The sequence below is a fragment of the Parabacteroides sp. merdae-related_45_40 genome (assembly GCF_001915675.1).
Genome location: NZ_MNQY01000113.1, coordinates 70,956 through 90,747 on the forward strand (window position 1 = coordinate 70,956; position 19,792 = coordinate 90,747).

Consider the following 19,792-nt stretch of genomic DNA (forward strand, 5'->3'; position numbering starts at 1 on the left):
GTAACGACGGATGAACTTTAATTTATTACTTTAGTATTAATATTAATCCATTCCCGCTTGTTCATCCATCACGGAGTACTTGGTTACCCGCACGGGAATGTATTTTCGATTTATTTTATTTCTTTATAAATCTTATTTTACGATAGCCTTAACAGCTTCCTCGCCATCAACAGCTACCGCTACGATACCCGCAGGTACAGCGATTGTAGCGTTATCAGATGTAAGAACAGTCTCTGCGACTACCTTACCTAAGATGTTCGTGATAACTACTGACTTACCGGCTGCACCTTGAACAGTTACAGTACCGTTGCCAGCGATGATAGATACACCTTCAGCGTTAGCGCCTTCGATAGATGTTACCATATCCTCAGCGTCAGTCTTTTGGTATGCGTTGAAGATCAAAGCACCGTCAGAGCCAGTCTTAGCTGCGCTAAACTCTGAATCACCACGAGTCAATACCAAGCAACCATTCTGCATCTTCAACCATGCGGCGTAAGAAGGAGCGATTGAACCGGCAACGGTTTTATCGAAGCCCTTAGTAGCCTTACCAGTAGAAGCAACGCCTGCCTCGTTATAGATGTTCGACTCGAACAAGAATTCGTTATCAGCACCCTCTTCCGTTACAGCACCAGCCTTATCCGGGTTTACATAGCGGAATGACCAAGTTACGTTCTTGTGGTTGTCACCCTGTAAATTCACGATAAAGTTCTCGCTCTTGCTCTTCTTATAAGCATTGATGATCGTAGCTGTATCCAATGTAGCCGGATCCATGTTCTCAAAACCTTGTGTCAAGACGAACAAGCTGTCACCAGCGTGGATTGCCTTAACAAAACCTACGCGAGTATAACCACCATCGATATCCATATACGGAACCTTCAATTCATGGCCCTTAATAAGGGCAGAGTCGCCAAAGCTTACCAAATACTTACCGTAGTCGAAGCCTGAATGACCTTGAGTTGCATGAGAGCAATGCGCTGCGTCAACAGGATTACCAGCGTTATCAAAATGATTATGCTCATACGTACAAGGAATACCCGGAGTACCGGCTTGATCATTGCGAGCGACAGAGATCAAATATTGCGGCTTGATATCGCCATTACCACGGTTAACCCAAGCAGTATCAACGATGAATCCTAATTTACCGTCAGCTTTCTCCTTATTCCAGATACCAGCGTAATCTACATTCTTGTCTGTCAAGTTCTTGTTCCACTCATCCATCAAGTATTCCTTACGGATCTTCTCTACGAAGAACAAGCTATCAGCGGTTTCACTCTCGCCTAACGCAGCGTTGTTGAAACGACGGTACAATGGAGAGTCGTCTTTTGATACGGCGAATGCAGAGGTACGGATCTCTGAATAGAACTTATCATTTAAAGTACCCTCAGTCAAATCAAGAGTATTGTCGTCAACAGATACTTTTACAGATGCATAGTCCCAAGAATTTGAACGAGAAATCGAATTGAATGCTTTTTGTAATGATACAACGCCATCCTTTGCTTTATAAGCATATACATCACCAATTTCACTACCATCCACAATCAAACGATTACCATCCTTATCATAATATGGAGCGCTCGCAATATTACCATTTGCATCGGCGTAATATTTTACTGTGACGGTGGAACCATCCGGTTGCTCATAACTACGAGTTACCTCCTTTGTATTCAGTGCAGCAAAAGTCTTAGCATCAGCAACCTTTTTACCATTTTCCGAAGCAGGGTACCAAGATAATGCGATATCATTGTTACCTTCTTTAACCAATACCTCAGAACGCAAATTAGCTTCTACCAAAGTATAATAATGAGTACCGTCAATGCAATTGTTCTCTTTCAAGAAGAAAGGAGTCGGAACTGATTTCATCATATACTTATTCGCTACACCGTCGAATGAGATATAACGACCTTTTCCGTCAGAAACATAGTAAGCGTTTCTTACCAAACCATCCTTATAACCATATTTGTCATCCTTTGCGATCAAAGTCAAACGGAAGTTCGCTTTCTCTCCATTCTCGTCTACACGAACAATAGAGTCTTTTCCTGCCGGAGTATACAGATATTTATTCAACGCCAGCCCATGCAAATAGTTGAACAAATATGTCTGAACAGAAGCTTCTTCAGCCGTTACATACTTATAACCTAATTTTGTATCCTTAACCAATGCCTCATCAACTTTGATAAAACTCAAAGTATCAGCTACACTACCATTGAAATAGAATACATCATCACTACCTTCCACCGCATAGAATTGAGTCATTTGAGACGGAAGAACACTTGTATTAGAAACATCACTGAACTCACGATTATCAATCGTAACCATAGCAGTAGAAGAAGTGCCATTCTTATCCACTACCCATTGAGCGGCAGGCATATGCTTGAACTCTTGGTTACGAGCCAAATTAGCCCAACCCAAGTTTCCTGCTAAGTTTGCCAAAGCATATAAACCATTTTGTTTGATTTTCGGATTTCCTGCCGAGGCCTTGTACTGTACCAAATATACGCCATCAGGGATCGTAGTAAGCGTCAATCCGGAGAAGTTCGTGCCAAGCTTGACAACTGTTTTCTGAACATTAGCCATAGCTACAGGTGCAGAAGTACCAGTTAGATCTGTCTCATCCGTATTGATAGTCAAGACATTCGTTCCAGCCAATCTAGCCATGTAGATAAACTTATCAGTTTTGGTCGCTAACGTACGAGGGTTTTCTTCATCTTGAATGCTCCAGTAAGAATTGTTGTTATTCTCTTTGATATACTTAGCAAAGTCCGCATCAGTCTCACCTGCATTTTTCGTAAGCTTATAAGCTACCTTCTGAACTTGAATATATAATTCATCTTTAGCTGCGTTATAAGTAAACTTAAAGTAATAAGAACCTTCTTCACGATTGTCCGCTTTGAAAGCATCGTAATTAAGTTGCAAGAACTTACTAGTCTCAGTACCATCATAATAAGCGGTATCAACGACAACATAGGCATCTTGATCCTCACCATCAACCTTCACTTTTTTATCTTTGGCTTGTAAAGTTACCCAATTACCAGCACCACTTACGTCCGTAGCCTTAAGAGGAGTGTCTGTCAACCGATTTGCTTTGCCAGTAGAGACACTAGGGTTCATATTCAAACCAAAGAAAGTAGCAGTAGGAACTGATTGCAATAACGTGTTCAAGTCAGCTGCATCCAAAATCATTGATTCAGGAAAATTCTTAGCAGAGGACAGATCAATAGCTTTAGATGAGCCTAATTTAGCTTTTGTTGTTTTTTCCAAATAAAGATCACCTCCGTTCTTTGCGATATAAACAACAGAGTCTCCCGTGAAATAAGAAACCAACTTATCACCTTCAGCCACCCACTCTGATGCGGTACCGCCCAAAGTCAAAGCTTTCGCACCGACACCAGCCTTATCTGCATCAATAGCTATGGTAGGATCAACAGCAAGCGTTAAACCTGTAGCTTTATTCTCAAAAGAATAAATATCTCTACCTAGAGTGTTCTTCTTTGCAGAAACAGTCCAAGTAGCACCATTTAAGCCCTTTAATTCCCAATCATTAAGATCGACAGGAGTATTGGTTAGGCCCAATTTCCCAAAGTTAGTCCCCGTTAAAGCTGACAAATTATCAGTGCCAGACTTCAACAAGATCGCATCCCCTTTTTTAGCGTCTACAGCTGCCCCTGCCGAGAAAGCAGTCGCAAGCATGGCACTAGCCAAAAGCATAGTAAACTTCTTGTTCATAATTTAAAATTTAATATTAATAATAGTGTTAATTAAGCACTTACCTTCTTCTCGATGGCTAATCGTCATTAGTAAACGACTAGTCTAAACGATCGTTTAAACTAGTCGTTTCGGTATAGACGAAGGATGATTAAGGATTTGATAGATATTCAATTAACACTATTATTAATATTTAAATTTTCGATTTATGAACAGAAAGATTTCTACATTGTTTACGGCGGGTCTGCTGATGGCGGGTTCGTTGTGCGGTAGTGCTTGGGCGCAAAGTTCTATTCAGCAATTGGCTGGCTTTGTGAATGGACAGGGGACGTTTACCGCAACGCCTGCTACGGAATTGAAGGCTGGACACCAGTATGTATTTGTTAATGATCAGACGAATAATGAGGCTTATGGTCATGAGCTATCGGGTAGCACCATTACAGAGTCTACGATAGGATTATCTACGCCTCTTGCTGATAATGATGATGTTAAACAGTATGTTTGGACTGTTGGCATAACTGAATCTCCGAAAGGCTTCTTCTCTTACAATTTTACGAATGTTGAGACAGGAAAGCTTTTAAGGGTTAATGTCGGCTTTACGGCTATAGAGAAAAACACGAAAGTAGAGGATAAGAATACGAATAAGGATTTCGTATTTGATGGATCTTCTGTTTCTGCTCTTACGGGAGGTGCATATTCTGGCACGAATAACAATTTGTATATTTATTCATCTTCTACTCCTCTCAACGGCTTGAATTGGGGTAGTAATGTGTCAACAGTATCTACGACGATTGCGGCTCCGATCTTTTACGAGGTTAAGTCTGAGTTGTTGACGAATTCAGAGGAATTGAACGCATTGTACAATACATCTGGTTTCTCTTTCGTTTCTAAACGTCTTAAAGATCAAGGTGAAGAACCTATCGGTAACTTGTTTAACGACAAAATGGTGGTAGCTCGTTATTTGGCTCGCCCAATTACGATTGATGCTACACAATACCCGGGGTATTCAGGATCTTCTTCAGACTTGCAGATTCCTGCCGGTATGTACTTCTTTACGAAAAATGCTCCAGCTTTAGATAATAGTGACCAAGTGGTTAGGGACTATAATGCGTGGTTGAACGCTACGGTTTTGGTTGCAAGCTCTACAGAGACAATGGAGGGAACGAACGCCGGACGTGCGAATGGTGATGGTTTCTCTTTGGTAGAGAAGGAAATTGGTGACTTGAACCTGTATGTAGGAACAGGTGCGGCTTGGAAGACACAAGGTGACGAGATTTCTATCCATAACGCTTGTTTCCGTGTTCAAAAGAGTTACGTGGAATCTTATCCGTATGAGTTGAATCTGGATCGTTTCCGTTTCAGAATACAAGGTAGCAAGGCCGATCATAAGGATGCTCAAATCAAGTTGGAGATTTTGCAGCATAATGATAATTTCTACTTGACTACGATCTCTAACACTTCAGACAAGACGGATAAGTTCATCTTTAAGTTGGGCGTTGCCGGTACGAAGAAAGGTATCGAGTTGTTGAACAAGGAGGCTAAGGCAGCTGTTTATACGATCCGTGTATTGAGCGGTAAGCAAGGGGATGTGAAGAGCGTATATGGAAAATATTTGACTTCTGCGGTTGATAATGGTAGTTTTGAGCTTGTCGCAAAAGCGAAGGTGTTGTCACAGACAGAGACTCCGGCTTATCAATGGATGATTACAAGCGTGGATGATACTTATAAGATCACTTTCACGAATCGTGAGACAGGTGATCATTTCCTTACGACATTGTTCCCTAAAACAGATTTGGGTGAGAATGTATATGAGACAGCTGTTCCTTCAACTCGGGATATCACTCCTATCTATGTTGATGAGAATACCTACCGTGAGACTGCTTCGACTCAGACCGTAGAGTTTAAGCGTCTGTTAGTGGAGTTGACGAAAGTAGAAGAAGTTGATCCATACGCAGGTTTCTTGAACGTAGATGACCAGACTTTGGTAACAATGGCTTTCGCTCGCGACAACAACGTGACTTCCAATAAATGGTATACCGCTGTTACAAAAGACAATAATAGTAATGTCTACAAATTGAATGCTGATGGTAAGTTCGCCAACAGCGTATCCGATGCCGCTCAATGGCAATTGATCAAAGACGAGGCTCCGAAGACGATCATCGAGAGTAGCTTCGTTTACAATAGAGGTAACCACGTGACCGTACAGGCTAAGGGCGATAAAGGCTATGCTTATGCTTATCAATTGCGCTATATCAATGATGGTATAGAGACTAATGCCTATTTCCCGCAAGGTACAGGTACTAGTACCCATGTTAACGGTGCAGACGTTATGGCTGCGGCAGATGCGGCTAAGTTCGTTATTAAACAAGCTGCTGATGGCTCTGTTTATTTGATTCCTGTATCAAGTACGAATGCGAATGTTACAACTGTATTTGGCAAGACTACGAAATCAGTAGTAGCTGTTAAGTATAACAATGACGAGTATGTGTATACAACTCCATCCGTAGTTTATGCATTGCCGGGTAATAATCAAGACATGACATTAAAGACTTACTTGATCGAGGAAGCTCCGGAAATCAGCTATCCCGCTAAGAATGGCCATATCTCATTGGTAAGCGAGTTAGGCAACTATATCTCCTTGAACGAGAACCAAGAGGGTATCGTAGTGAATAATGAGCAATACTCATTCTATTTGCGCGTAACCGATACGAAAGCGATCGTTCCTTCTTTCTATATCTCTAAGGGTACGGAAGATCCTAATAGAAGCTTGTTCTTGTTCAATCCGAAGGATTCTGTGGACTATTATGTAGCGGACGGCATGTACGACAAGAAATATGAATGGGCTGAAAAAGCTACTAAGGCTATCTTCAAGTCTGCTTCTATCGAGGCAAACAACGATACGATCTCTACGGTAGTAAAGGGTAAGGAAGTGAAAGTTGCTAAAAATGCTGACGACGAAGGCGTATTAGGCGGCTTGGATAACTTCAAGGTTCAGATTATCCAATGCGCTGACGATGAGGGTATGTATGTGATCCGTTCCGTTAAGGAGAAAGGTCGTTACTTATATGGCCTCAACGACAAATTGGCTTGGGGTACTGATAAGAATAGCGCCATGAAGTTCACGATCACTGCTGGTGATCCTACTTCCAACGAGTCTGTAGCTGATGGCGCTGCCGGTGTTAAGGTAATAGGTGGCAATGGTATCGTAGAGATCCAAGGCGCAGCCGGTAAGAAGGTGGTTATCTCTAATATCTTAGGTAAGGTAGTAGCCGAGACTATTCTTGCTTCCGACAACGCTACGATCGCTGTTCCTGCTGGAATCATCGCAGTAGCCGTAGAAGGCGAGAACGCTGTTAAGACAATAGTTAAATAAAAATATAATGACGATATTAAGTTCCCGTGAGGGCCTCGGCCCAAGTATCCCGTGAGGGCGAACAAGCGGGAATGGATTAATATTAATACTAAAGTAATAAATTAAAGTTCATCCCTTAGTACTTCCGTGAGGAAGGAAAGCGGGAAAAGAATTAGCCCCGGTCGTTTATTCGATCGGGGCTTACTTTTGGGGAATCCACAGAAGAGAAAAAGACGGACTAATAAAAGACCGGCAACAAAGGTCACTAAAGTTTGCCGGGAGATTACACGAACAAGATTTCCGTATCCGGCAAGACAGCAGAGATATTTTCAATCGGATTGATGGAAATTTTAGCCGCATGTAACCATGCCAACTTTTGCTTTAATTTTTGCATCCAGACACTCATACGGGCTTTGTGTTCTTTTTCACCAGCAATGTCTAGTTCTATACAGGCAATAATGACTATCTTTTTCTGATTATCAAGTAGCAACTGATTAATCCGGGTAAAAAAATCCTCATCATTGGTCGAAAAACGAGCAGAATTAGTTACCGTGGCGATTGTGTCCCTAACTTTGACAGCAATCCTGCGCATTAATTCCTCGCCTTTTGCCTGAAGCACTTCCTGAGTCTCTGCATCGTGTGTATGCCCTCTGTAATTCTTTACTTCTACCAAAAACAACTGTCTGTTGTCATGAATACCTAAAAAGTCCACCGCTTTGGTAGGCTGCAAGGCATTGCTTACTTTTTTGTGCGCCAAATGTTCGTCGTACTTGACAACGTTCCATTTGGGAGATTGAAACTTGAAGTTTATGCCGCTTTCCTGAAAATTACTCATATTTGCTGATGAATTGTTGTTCCAAGTCGTAAAAGGCTGCATATTCCTCCAGAATCGGATTGCTCTGTATGCCTGCCAAGGTTTCGCTTTCCTCTACAATGATTCCCTTGCCTTCTTTTTTCAGCCCAAAGAATTTGACAGATACACCGGTGTGTTCTTTATACTCGGAATAAAGAGAAAGCGTATGTGTAAGCAAATAATCGTGTGTAGCGATGAAAATCTGCAAACCACATTCCTGAAGCACAAGGATGAACTTCGACACCACTTTGATAAGAGCCGGGTTCAAATTGGCTTCCGGCTCATCCCAGAACAGAATGGTGTTCGCATTAATTTCCCCATTCAGTATGAGGTATAAGATAGAGGCCAACTTGCGAAGACCTTCTGCCACCAAATGCGCTTCCATATTACCACTTTCCGTCTGTATATAGAAACGTCCGTTCATCTGCAGCACCTTGAACTGCAATTCCCGTTCCAACAACTCAACAGCCGGTCTCAACGGATTATCTTCAGACTCACGCAATACGGGGAGAGCCAATGCGTGTGCTAGATTGATGTAGGTCTGGTCGAATGAAATCTCACGCTTACTGCTCAAACCGATAAAACCCTCGAACAAAGAGAACATTTCACGAGGAGGGATGTAGATGAAATGACGGTCGTTCCACTTCTCGTCCGTTTCCAATTTCACAGTCGTCTTGGCTGCAGAGGAAAAGCTATATTGCAATACCTTGCTATCTATCGTAACCGCAATGTTCGCCCTACCGGAAGGTAGTCCTTTGCTGACCAAATTGCCGATGATGTCCGGCTTGAAATAATAGATCATATCTTCCGCCAAGATATACTCAAACTGCTCTTTGGAAGCAGAGTTCTTGCCGAGGAAGTCGTGACGTGCCTGCAAGGTGGCAGCCAAGCATTTAAGCACGTGTGTCTTGCCGGTACCATTCTTGCCGATGAGGACATTTACTCCTTCGGTGAAATCGAAACGATTGTTTGCAAAGCCCGTGAAATTAGTCAGTAATATGCTGTTAATCATTGAATATACCTCATTTTTAACTAAGTGTTCACAAAAGTAACTTAAAATTGGAAAGTAACAAAGTTGGATTCAAAAAAGTTACAGTTACCCAATGATGTATTCTATCCTCGGTAAACAAGATATAAGGACCACTACGTTTATCTCGTTGGCAAAGTAAGTTAACTTACTTGGGCATTTTAATTAGCTTACTTTGCCAACGAAGCTAGCTTACTTTGAAAGTAGGGTAATTCGGTATTAATGATTCGTCCCCTCGAATAAATCCTTTGAATTGTTGGATAAGCCATTCTTTAGCTTGAACTGGTTGAACGTATAGCTAAGGGTCAAGCCTATCAACGGGTAATCGGGCCGGATTCGTGTTTTGGAAATCAAGTTCGAGGAAGTGATCGTATTGACATAACGGGCCGTATTGAAGACATCCCGGAAAGAGAGGGTGGCCGTCAACTTCCGTTTGAAGAATTGTTGCCGTATCGCTAGGTTGACAAACCAGAACGACTGGGTTCTTCCTTGGGTGGTTACGGAAGGGCCTACGAAATTGCCGTCAAGCTGTATCCTTGTGTATTTCCCGGTCGTGAAAGCGTTGTTCCATGCGATCTCGTAATTGGTACTGGTCTCATTCTTCCCGTCCGTCTTATACTCGTTCTCTACCCGGTAGTGATAAAGGCTACCGTTTATTTGCGTATTCCACCAACTGGTGGCCTGCAAACTGCCCGATAGTTCTATTCCGGTGGAATAATCATGTCCCACGTTCGCCATGGAATCCAAGGTAACCCCGGCTTGGTAAGGAACCCGTAATCGTTCGATCTTGTCTTTGCGGGTTCGGTGGAATAGGGAGGCAGACAAGGCATTGTCGCCGGAAGTCAAGGAATAATTCAACTCGAAAGAATGAATGTACTCTGGGCGTATATCCGGGTTACCGATCTCGGCTGTATAGTAATCCTTGTAAGTGATGTATGGCTCCATGAAATAAAGCTCTGGTCGGGTCGTACGACGGCTGTAAGCGAATAGAAGCTTCTGATTTTGTGTGAGGTTATAACCGATATGGGCGGATGGGAACAACTCAAAACGCCTTTGTAGGCGGTTCGCCCAATCTTTGGAGCTACGTAATACTTGATGCGTATGTTCTCCCCGTAATCCTACTTGAAAATCAAAAGACCGGTAGCTATCCCCAACGATCGCATAAAGGGAGTTGATCCCTTGTTGGAAATAGAACGTGTTGTAAATATCGTCACGCCAGAAGAACTCTTTGGTATCCGGGTTCCAAAACTGCATACTATAATCGCCGTCTTCCGAGTATGAGAAATATTGATAACCCGCCTTGATTTGTCCGGTTTTGCTGTATGGAAATACATAATCGGCTTTCGCACGGACGGTCCAACGATGTTCGGCCTCCCACGCACGATGACCTTGCTGGCGTACGTTGTTTTTGTCGAACAGATCGCTTTGGAAATATTCCAGAGCGTCGCCTCCATATTTCAAGAAGAAGCTACCGCTAAGGTTATGCCCCTTATCATTGAACTTATGATCCACGGCCAGATTCCCTAGTCCGAAAGTCTCATGGATATCAAAGTCGTCAAGGCTCTTGAACTCTCCGTTCTCGAATTGCTCGCCATTAGCGGAACGTTCTTCCGTATATTCCAGATCTCCTTTTCGCTTGAGTCCGGCATATCCGCCTTCCGCGTTAATAGAAAAAGTCGTTTGTTTTTGCGTATAGCTCCAACCTCCGTTGAGAATATATGCGTAGCCGTTACTTTCACGGGGGCCATTGGAATAAGAAGTCGTTGTCGTATCGTTTACCAACGTCGTTTTCTCTTGGGTAAAATGACTTTTACGAAGTCGGTTTCCCACATAACCGCCTATACGCCATTGAGACGCCTTGTTTTGTCCGGTCAACAAGAAATCCAAGGTCCGGCTCCATACCGTATTCCCGCTTAGGTTGATTACTCCGCTCAGCCCTTCCCCGAAGTTCTTCTTGGTAATGACATTGATGATCCCGACATCACCCCCAGTATCATGTTGGGCGGACGGGGTGGTGATGATCTCTATATTCTGGATTTGTCCGGACGGGATCTGTTCCAAGGCTTGGGTCCCGGTAAATATACTGGGCTTTCCATCTACGTAGACCGTGAATCCGCTACTTCCCCGGAAGGTAACCTCTCCCTCGGCGTTCACCCGGATGGAAGGCGTGTTCTCTAGGATATCGACAGCGGTTCCTCCCGAGGAAAGCAGGTTGGAAGAAGCCTCGATGATCTTTTTATCCAGTTTATAGATGACTTGTTTCTTGTTGGCTACGACCTCCACTTCCTGTAAGCCTACCTCAAGCATTTGCATCGGGATAATACCCAGATCTTTGATTTGCTCTGTAAGGATAAACTCCTCTCCCATATAAACATCATATCCCAGAAAATGGATACGGATCGAATACGTTCCCGGTTTTACGGGCTGGATTAGAAAAGAACCGTTCGCTTCAGTCATAGCTTCTTCGACGATATGATCTCCATCATATAATACAACGTGAGCGTAGTCTAATGCCTTACGGGTGGTTTGATCGATTACGATTCCTTTAATACCCGGATTCGCATGGATAGATAGTAGTGCGCTAAGGAATACTAGCGATAGAAAAAGTTTTCTCATATTTTACATTCGTTTTAGAATTGATACCGCAAAGCTAGGGAAATAGGGAGGGAGCGGGCCGGACATATGTTTCATAATACCGTACAAATCGTTCAATCTTTCTGTTTTCTGTGATTTTCACCCACTTAATCTTTATATTTGGGGCATTAATCGGATGAATGGATGAGAATATACCTTTTACTGCTGTTTGTACTTATGGTAACGAGAACGCAAGCTACCAACGTTATTTTTGACCGGATAACAATGGATAGCGGGCTTTCTTCTTCCTCGGTGACCTCTATTTTGAAGGATCGTACCGGGTATGTCTGGGTCGGGACGACTGAAGGCTTGAACCGCTACGATGGATATACGTTTAAAGTATTCTTGCCCGTACCGGATTGTCCGGAAAGTATACAAAGCAGTTCTATCGATAAATTATTCGAGGATTCAGATGGAGGTATCTGGATCTTTTTTTCCTCGGGTGGGATTAGCCGTTATGACAGAGGTTCGGATACATTTTTGAATTTCACGAAAGAATGGCTTCGACAACAGTTACGTGTGTATGGTAGTCCTACTTGTTTCTCGGCCTCCGTTCCGGGACATATCTTTATAGGTACGGAGAACGGGATGTTGGAGTATGATGCTAAAGAGAAGAAATTGGTACGCCTTTCGCCGGCGGGTTCGGTAGTCTCGTCGTCTCCTGTGAATTGTTTGTATTCGGCGCCGGATCATTCGTTTTGGGTAGGGACTTTAGCTGGTTTTAGTTTGTATGACAAAGAAACAAACCACTTTCAAGATTATACGATACGGACAAATGACCGGGAGGATATCAATGCCGGCAATTTGAATGGCGTTAACGCGATCTATATCGACCGGTTTGATTATATGTGGTTAGGTACGGGACGTGAAGGGGCTTTTCGTTCGCTTGATATGGGAGAGCGAGAGATCTTCCAATCTGTCGGTCGTGAGGATACTCGGGTATATCAATTCTTGGAGACCGGTGATGGTGATTTCTGGATCGGACATAATAAGGGGGTAAGCTTGATTAGCCGGATGAACCGGCTTGCCTTGCGATGTGAGCATTTCTTTGACCGGCCGGAGGATCTGGAACCTACGGGAGAATGCCAAGTGCGATCCATCTTCGAGAGTAAGGACGGAACGGTCTGGTTTGATGATAGCCGTTTCAATCAAGGTCTTTTTTATTATTCTCCGAAGGAGAGGAAAATGGGACAGTTGAGGAACGTGCCGGAAGACGCACATTCTATCAGCAGTAACCAGATTACCTGTTTGTTTCTGGATGACTCGGATCATCTGTGGGCGGGGCATTCCACGTATGGGGTGAGCCATGCGGATTTAACACCTTCCTTGTTTCGATATACCTTGGGATACACGGAAAAAGAGAATCTGTCTTCTCTTCATATCCTAGCCGTTTATGAGGATTCGGACCTGAATCTTTGGGTTGCGACCTCTAGGGGATTAGATCGGATTAACCATAAGACTTCCCGGGTAGATATGCGTTTTACCTTCTCACCCCGAAAAAGTCCGTCCTCTTTATCCGGAAAGATTATAGGTTCTATCCGTGAGGATTCGGAGCGGAACCTATGGATCAGTTATCAAGACGCCAACCCGGACCGGTTGAATCTGGATGATTTCCGAATCCGCCCTTTTATACCGGATTACCAAGTCTCTTATGATTATCCGATCAACTCGTTGTCGGAGTTATGTAACTTATGCGTGAGCGAAGAATCTTGGTTTTGGGGAGGAGCGGATGAGGGGCGGCTTCGGGTGTGGGATACGAAGACGAGAGCACTTATCACGTATCGATATATACCGGGTGAGATGAATCCCCTTGCGTCGAATCATATTCATTGTCTGTTTGTGGACTCTTCCGGTTATTTGTGGATCGGTACGAATGCGGGGTTGGATCAATACGACAAGCGAACCGGGCGATTTGATCATTTCACGGTACAGGATGGCTTATCGGGAAATATCGTACGAGGAATCCGTGAAGGTGAGCCGGGCATCCTGTTTGTCAGCACGAATAAAGGGCTGAGTCGCTTGGATATACAAAACCGGCATATCGTTAATTATACGACGGCAAACGGTTTATTATCGAATGAGTTTATGGGTGGCGCTTGCTGTAAGCGCAAATCGGGTGAACTTGTATTTGGCAGTAATGAGGGGATCGTTTCTTTTGATCCCGTTCAGTTAACGGACGGTTTGAGAAAAATACCTGAGTCTTTGCGAATCACGAACCTCACGATCGGAGACTCACGTGAGAAGCAAGGTTTACAGGTGGGTTTTATCGCGTTCGATTATTCTCATCCCCGTAGTATCCGATACCGGTATCGTCTGGATGGATATGATACGGATTGGCGGGAGGTGGACGCCAGCGATCGTACGGCTATATATAACCGCCTACCACCGGGAAACTATGTGTTTCGGGTGGAAACTTCCGGCAATGGTTCCTATTGGAGCGCTCCCATTACCGAACCTGTCAGGATCTTTCCTCCTTGGTGGCGGACGTGGTGGTTTATTTTGCTGGTATTCGTGGTTGTATGCGTACTGTTGTATATCGCCTATAAGAGCCGGGTGCGCTGGTATCAGCTTCGCCAAGCCGAGTTGGAGCGTAAGATACAAGAACGTACACGGCTGTTGAAACAGGCCAAGCAAGAACTGGAGGAAAAAGATGCGTTGAAAACTCGTTTCTTTATGAATGTCTCTCATGAGCTTCGTACCCCTCTGACGATAATCAAGGGATTGACGGAGGATCTGGAACGGCATTCCGGTTCAGAAGAATCTTGTGGAGATAAAGAAACTTTGCGTACGATCTCCCGGAATACCAATCGCTTGATTCGGCATGTCAATGAATTACTGGATTTATCGGTATTGACCCGGGGAGTTCCTTCCCCGCATATTGTTTGTGCGGATCTCAGTCGATTCTTAAAGGAGATTTCGGAAACCTTTATTCCTTTGGCCGATTCCTATAAAATTGCGTTTACGTATTCGATTGCCCCGGATATCTCAATCGCTTATTTTGACAAGAATATCCTAGAGCAGGTTCTATATAATTTACTGTCGAACGCATTTAAGTATACGCCGGATGGTGGTTCGGTAAGCTTTTCCGCTTTATTGGAGCAAAGCTCATCCGATGCGGTCATGACTTTACGAATTACGGATAGTGGAATCGGCATTCCCCCCGAATCGTTACCGTATATTTTTGATCAATATTATAAGGGGGAATCGATAGCGTTTCGCCGCTCGGAGAGTTCGGGGATCGGCCTTGCGTACACAAAAGAGCTATTGGAGTTACATAAGGCAACCATTCAATGTGAGAGTGAATTGGGGAAAGGTTCTGTTTTTACGGTTGCCTTGCCTATATCGGAAGAGGCTTATCCTGAGGAGTGGTTGGAGTATTCGGAACCTAAAATGGAAGAGGCATCTTTGCGGGAATCAGTTCCATTGGAAGGAACAAACCCGGTCCCGGAGAATCTACGACAAACGCTTTTGTTTGTAGAGGATAATGAGGATCTATGTCGTTATTTGATGAATGCTTTTCAAACGGATTACCGGGTCGTGATAGCGAAAAACGGAAAGGTCGGCTTGGAGAAAGCCATGGAGATCCTACCGGACGTGATTGTCTCGGATGTAATGATGCCGGTCATGAATGGGATTGAATGTTGTGAGGCTTTGAAAATGGATGAACGGACGGCCCATATACCGGTTATCCTATTGACTGCTTTAGCGGAAGAACGTCAACAATTGGAAGGGTATGGAGCCGGAGCGGATGATTATCTGCCTAAACCGTTCAGTCTTGCTGTCCTAAAAGCGAAGATCAAGAATCTGCTCAAACGTAGTGAGCAACTAAAGTTATATTTCAGGGATCGGTTCGACTTGCGTACTCCGGAGCAAACCATCGCCGATCCGGATAAGGAATTTGTTTCGAAAGTGACAAGGGTCGTTCTGGCCCATTTGCAGGACCCGGAGTTTGATGTAGAGCTTTTCTGTTCCGAGATGGCGATGAGCCGTGCCAGCTTATTTAGGAAATTAAAGTCTACTACTGGTTGCTCCGCTTCCTCATTCACCCGTAATATACGTATAAAGCGTGCCGCCGAGTTATTGGGGCAGCACGCTTATTCGATCGGGGAGGTAGCTGCTCAGGTCGGCTTCTCCGATCCGAACTATTTTACCCGTTGCTTTAAAGAAATTTACGGGATCACTCCGAGTGAGTTTATTCAGACTTCACCGAGTTCACAGGATTCTCATTCGCCGCTTGCCAGTTCCGGAAAGTAACGGTACCGATCGTAACCGAGAGAATGATTAGGAAAGCTACGATGAAGACCCAAAGATGGAGTGGTGTTTTATAAGCGAAATTCTCTAGCCACTGTTGTGTTCCCATCCATGCTATTGGGATCGAGATGATGAAGCAAACGGAGACGATCCGGATATAAGTCTTGTTGAACATCAAAAGAATCTGTCCGGTAGTCGCTCCGTTGATCTTGCGGATACCGATCTCTTTCCGGCGGTATTGCGTCTCAAATAGCACGAGTCCGAATACACCTACGATAGAGATCAAGATCGCCATTATTCCGAATAGGGAGATTAGTTTACCCAGTGTTTGTTCTTTCTGATATAAATTGTTTAAGATGGTGTTGTAGAAAGAGATCTCGAAAGGGAAAGTCGGATCGATCTCTTTCAATGTTTCCCGGACGTGGGCGACAGCTTCCTGTAAATTCGTTTTCGAATTGAAGCGGATATAGGATACCAATTTAGGATTGGGTATATCGTTATTCAATGCGAATACGAAAGGCGAGCTTGCGATCCGGCAAGAGTTAAACCGGAAATCCTTGCTGACTCCTAGAACCGTACGATCATTGAAACGATCTCCGGGATGTAAGTGGAAATCCCGCTCTGCCGCCGGATTGATGATATAATCACTTTGTGCCTTGTTTAAATCCTCCCGTGTAAAATCCCTTCCTTCCTCTACTTGGATATCCATGACGGAAAGGAAATTCTCGGAGGCATAGAATACCTTGAAGAATACATCCTTATCTTCATGACGGGCATATTCGAGATCGATCATGTCATCTTCTTTCGATAACTCGTAGACGGAGAAGGCCACATCCTCTATTCCCGGATAATCTTTAAGTTTCTGGATATATTGGGGCTTATGCTTGGCGTAGATCTCCGGTGTCAGGTTCACGATGGCTACTTGGTCTTTATTGAATCCTAGTTGCTCGCTAGAGGTCATGAAATGGTTCTGAAGTCCCATGAATAAGGTGACAATAATCAAGGCGATCGATACCGTGTATTGGAAACCGATCAGGGCGACACGTACTTTTTTCCCTTTGGGACTAAGACCGAAAGAGCCCTTTAGTACCAAGGCTGGCGCATAGGAGGTACTTCGTATAGCTGGATAAAGTCCCGCCAAGCAACCCGTCAAGATAGCGATCAGTGCAGTGAGAAGGATCAGGCCTTTGTATTGACTAAGACGTATATCCGCATCTACCCAATTAGCGATCGGTGTGTAAGACAAATCGTTTACGATGAATAAGGCGAGAATGTAGGATATCAAGCAGATCACGATCGATTCAATCAGTGAGATGGCTTGTAACTTATAGATGGAGCATCCTAATACCCGGTGCGTATTGATCGTTTTCAATCGTAGGGGAATCAACGAGGTTGTGAGATTGGTAAAATTGATTCCGGCGATGAATAAGATGAGGAAAGCGATACCCAGTAACACATAATTTGTCTCCCGGTGACCTTTCGGATTAAAGTCGAAAGTTGTATCATGCGTGTAATAAACTTCCTTTAAGGGGGTTAGACGTAATGCGATCTCTTGCGCTGAACCCATTTGGCTTTTAGCGAAATCGAAAGTCTTGTTGAAATGATCCAATACCTCCTCTTTATTTAGGGGATCGTCTAGCGTGACGTATATTTCGTTGGCATACATTTGCCAAGAACTTTTTAATAGATCCAGTTGGTCCATCGGGACGTAAATACGGTTTTGTACTGTAGTATTTCCCGGGAAATCCTTATAGACACCCCCAATAGTAAGTATCGTGGTACTTACAGGTTGCCAGCCACTACTGCCGGACATCCGGATACGTTTACCGATAGCGGATTGTTTGTCGAACAGCCTTTTGGCGACACTCTCCGGAATGAGTACGGAGCCGGGAATGGATAGGCATCCGACGGAACCTTCTTTCATGTGGAAATCAAAGACATCTGAGATATTGGGTAGACAAAGCTGGAAGTTTTCCTTAAATACTTTCGCTTCTCCTTGATCGTCTACCTCGTCGATTTGGCAATACCGTTCTCCTCCGTAGAATGGATAACGGTAGGAGTAATCCGTGATATGAGCGGATGAGTTAACAAAAGCATCGCTAAACATTAGGCAATGGATGGCGTTATGCTCGAATTCTCCGTGATTTGCCTCTAGCCGGAAGGTTCTGCCCGATTTACTGTGCATGGCATCGTAATTCATCTCGTAATCCACCTGCATTACTATCAGGAGGAAGGCGGCGAAAGCGATTGTCAAGCCGAAGAGGTTTAACACGACGGCGGTCTTAAACCGCTTGAATAGATAAAGTAAGTTTCGAATCATTAGTTTCATTGTAACAGGTTTTAAATATATTCATTTTTTAGAAAAGAAGCAAATAATGTGCCATCGATGTAACGTTCTGCTAATCATAAGATAATAGAAAAATGCTTAGAAACGATTGTGTGTGCCTTCGCACGGTGCACGTTCGCTTTCGCACGTTATTTGATTTTAATTCGTAAGTTTGCGGATGTTTTACATATAGAAAGATAATTCGGAAATATCAGCATGGAAACTTCAAATAAACTCTGTTATTGGTTCCTTTTTTATAAAGACCAACTGTTGCTTCAGAAAGAGAATGATACGTATACCATCCCTTATGGCGAGAATCCCCCAGTTCCGGTTTCTCATACGCTGGAGGTTGATTACCGGGATGGACTTCCCGCGCGTACGGCAGAATTGGATACTCCGGTGGAGGGGAATGACCGTTACGTACATATGGGGTTGCGTGCCTCTTGGGATTATATCTCGAGAGCGTGTTACGAGAAGGCGGGTAAGGCTTTTCAATTGCTTTATTGGGATAGCCATAGCCGTTTCTGCCCGGTATGTGGTACTCCTACCGTACAGACTACGTCGATCATGAAGCAATGTCCTTCTTGCAAACATGAGATTTATCCGACAATCTCAGCAGCGATGATCGTCTTGATCCGTAAGGAGGATTCGATTCTTTTGGTACATGCCCGTAATTTCCGGGGAACTTTCCATGGATTAGTGGCCGGATTCTTAGAAGTTGGCGAGACCTTGGAAGAGTGTGTGCGTCGGGAGGTCCGTGAGGAAACGGGTTTAGAGGTCGATAATATCACTTATTTCGGAAACCAACCCTGGCCTTATCCGAGTGGCTTGATGGTAGGCTTTGTAGCGGATTATGTAAGTGGGGAAATTAAGTTGCAGGATGAGGAACTAAGTTCTGGTGCCTTCTATACCAAAGATAACTTACCGGAGATCCCCCGTAAGTTGAGCTTGGCCCGTAAGCTAATCGATTGGTGGTTGGATCATCAATGAGGAGTCCTTTTTTGCGGCCTCTGCCTGTTGTCTTTCGAATTTCTTCCTTTTAGAGATGACATCCGGGGTAGGGAGGTTACCGTAGTTTTGCCAAGTTCCGTTGCGTTTTGCGTTGCGTTTATGGACATATGTTTTCCGGCTGGTCATCCTTCCTAGATCGAAGGTAGCTAGTGAGGTACGACCACTGGACGGAGTCCTTTTCAATTCATCTAAGATAGATTGATAGACAGGCAGTATCTTTTTATACGGTGGATTATGTCGCCAGAATACCGATGGCGGTAAATCCTTCAATGCTACTTTTCGGTGTGTCGTATCGTCTTGTTGGATATATTCTGAGAAATCTTTGGTGATAGGGATATTGCTGGGAGCGGCCAGTTGAGGTTTCCCCATCGGTTTTCCTGGTTCCGGGTTGAGGAAAGAACCGCTTTGGATTGCTTTTTGGAATTCAGGGTTCAATTTGATGGAATCTTTGCCTGCTAATACATCCTTTAGCCAGATCGAATCTTGCTCAGTCCATTGCGCATAGCCTAAGTGTATATTTATACAGACGAAAAATCCAATCAATAGTGGTCTCATGAATGCCTGAATTGTTAATTGTGTTCAAAGATAGTCTTCCTTCTTTCTCCTCGTTTTTTCTTTCGCTTAAATAGTCTTACC

At 43.9% G+C, this 19,792-nt stretch carries 9 protein-coding genes; 3 read left to right on the forward strand and 6 right to left on the reverse strand.

All coding sequences use genetic code 11. The features are described 5' to 3' along the window. Positions 1-132: 132 nt before the first annotated feature. Complete coding sequence (locus BHV83_RS13670) at positions 133-3,723, reverse strand: DUF6383 domain-containing protein (RefSeq protein WP_122143844.1); 3,591 nt, start codon at positions 3,721-3,723, stop codon at positions 133-135. Positions 3,724-3,910: 187 nt separating this feature from the next. Here BHV83_RS13670 and BHV83_RS13675 point away from each other — a divergent pair, with 187 nt between their 5' ends. Then, the gene (locus tag BHV83_RS13675) at positions 3,911-7,075 is read left to right on the forward strand and encodes a DUF6383 domain-containing protein (RefSeq protein WP_009016878.1); all 3,165 of its coding nucleotides are present in this window, start codon (positions 3,911-3,913) and stop codon (positions 7,073-7,075) included. Positions 7,076-7,337: 262 nt separating this feature from the next. Here the strand turns inward: BHV83_RS13675 and BHV83_RS13680 are convergent, their stop codons facing one another. The 3 genes from BHV83_RS13680 to BHV83_RS13690 all read right to left on the reverse strand — a co-directional run bounded on the left by BHV83_RS13680 (position 7,338) and on the right by BHV83_RS13690 (position 11,550). After that, positions 7,338-7,889 (reverse strand): hypothetical protein, encoded by a 552-nt coding sequence (locus tag BHV83_RS13680; RefSeq protein WP_005867515.1) that lies wholly within the window; start codon positions 7,887-7,889, stop codon positions 7,338-7,340. After that, positions 7,882-8,919: an AAA family ATPase gene (locus tag BHV83_RS13685; RefSeq protein ID WP_005867516.1), complete on the reverse strand. Its 1,038-nt coding sequence runs from the start codon at positions 8,917-8,919 to the stop codon at positions 7,882-7,884. Before BHV83_RS13685 ends, BHV83_RS13680 begins: the two co-directional genes overlap by 8 nt. 234 nt (positions 8,920-9,153) lie before the next feature. Then, entirely contained in the window at positions 9,154-11,550 is a 2,397-nt protein-coding gene (locus tag BHV83_RS13690; protein WP_048927128.1) for a TonB-dependent receptor, read from the reverse strand. Between the two features lie 162 nt (positions 11,551-11,712). On the opposite strand from BHV83_RS13690, the gene BHV83_RS13695 reads away from it, so the two are divergent. Beyond that, the gene (locus BHV83_RS13695) at positions 11,713-15,822 is read left to right on the forward strand and encodes a hybrid sensor histidine kinase/response regulator transcription factor (protein ID WP_057326207.1); all 4,110 of its coding nucleotides are present in this window, start codon (positions 11,713-11,715) and stop codon (positions 15,820-15,822) included. Here the strand turns inward: BHV83_RS13695 and BHV83_RS13700 are convergent. Beyond that, positions 15,761-18,148 (reverse strand): ABC transporter permease, encoded by a 2,388-nt coding sequence (locus BHV83_RS13700; RefSeq protein ID WP_039848539.1) that lies wholly within the window; start codon positions 18,146-18,148, stop codon positions 15,761-15,763. The genes BHV83_RS13695 and BHV83_RS13700 overlap by 62 nt on opposite strands. 213 nt (positions 18,149-18,361) lie before the next feature. Here BHV83_RS13700 and nudC point away from each other — a divergent pair, with 213 nt between their 5' ends. Further along, positions 18,362-19,135: an NAD(+) diphosphatase gene (gene nudC / locus BHV83_RS13705; protein ID WP_009016882.1), complete on the forward strand. Its 774-nt coding sequence runs from the start codon at positions 18,362-18,364 to the stop codon at positions 19,133-19,135. Here nudC and BHV83_RS13710 read toward each other — a convergent pair. Then, positions 19,106-19,711, reverse strand: a complete 606-nt coding sequence (locus BHV83_RS13710) for a DUF4858 domain-containing protein (protein ID WP_008772812.1) — start codon at positions 19,709-19,711, stop codon at positions 19,106-19,108. The two genes, nudC and BHV83_RS13710, sit on opposite strands and share 30 nt — an antisense overlap. Positions 19,712-19,792: the final 81 nt, after the last annotated feature.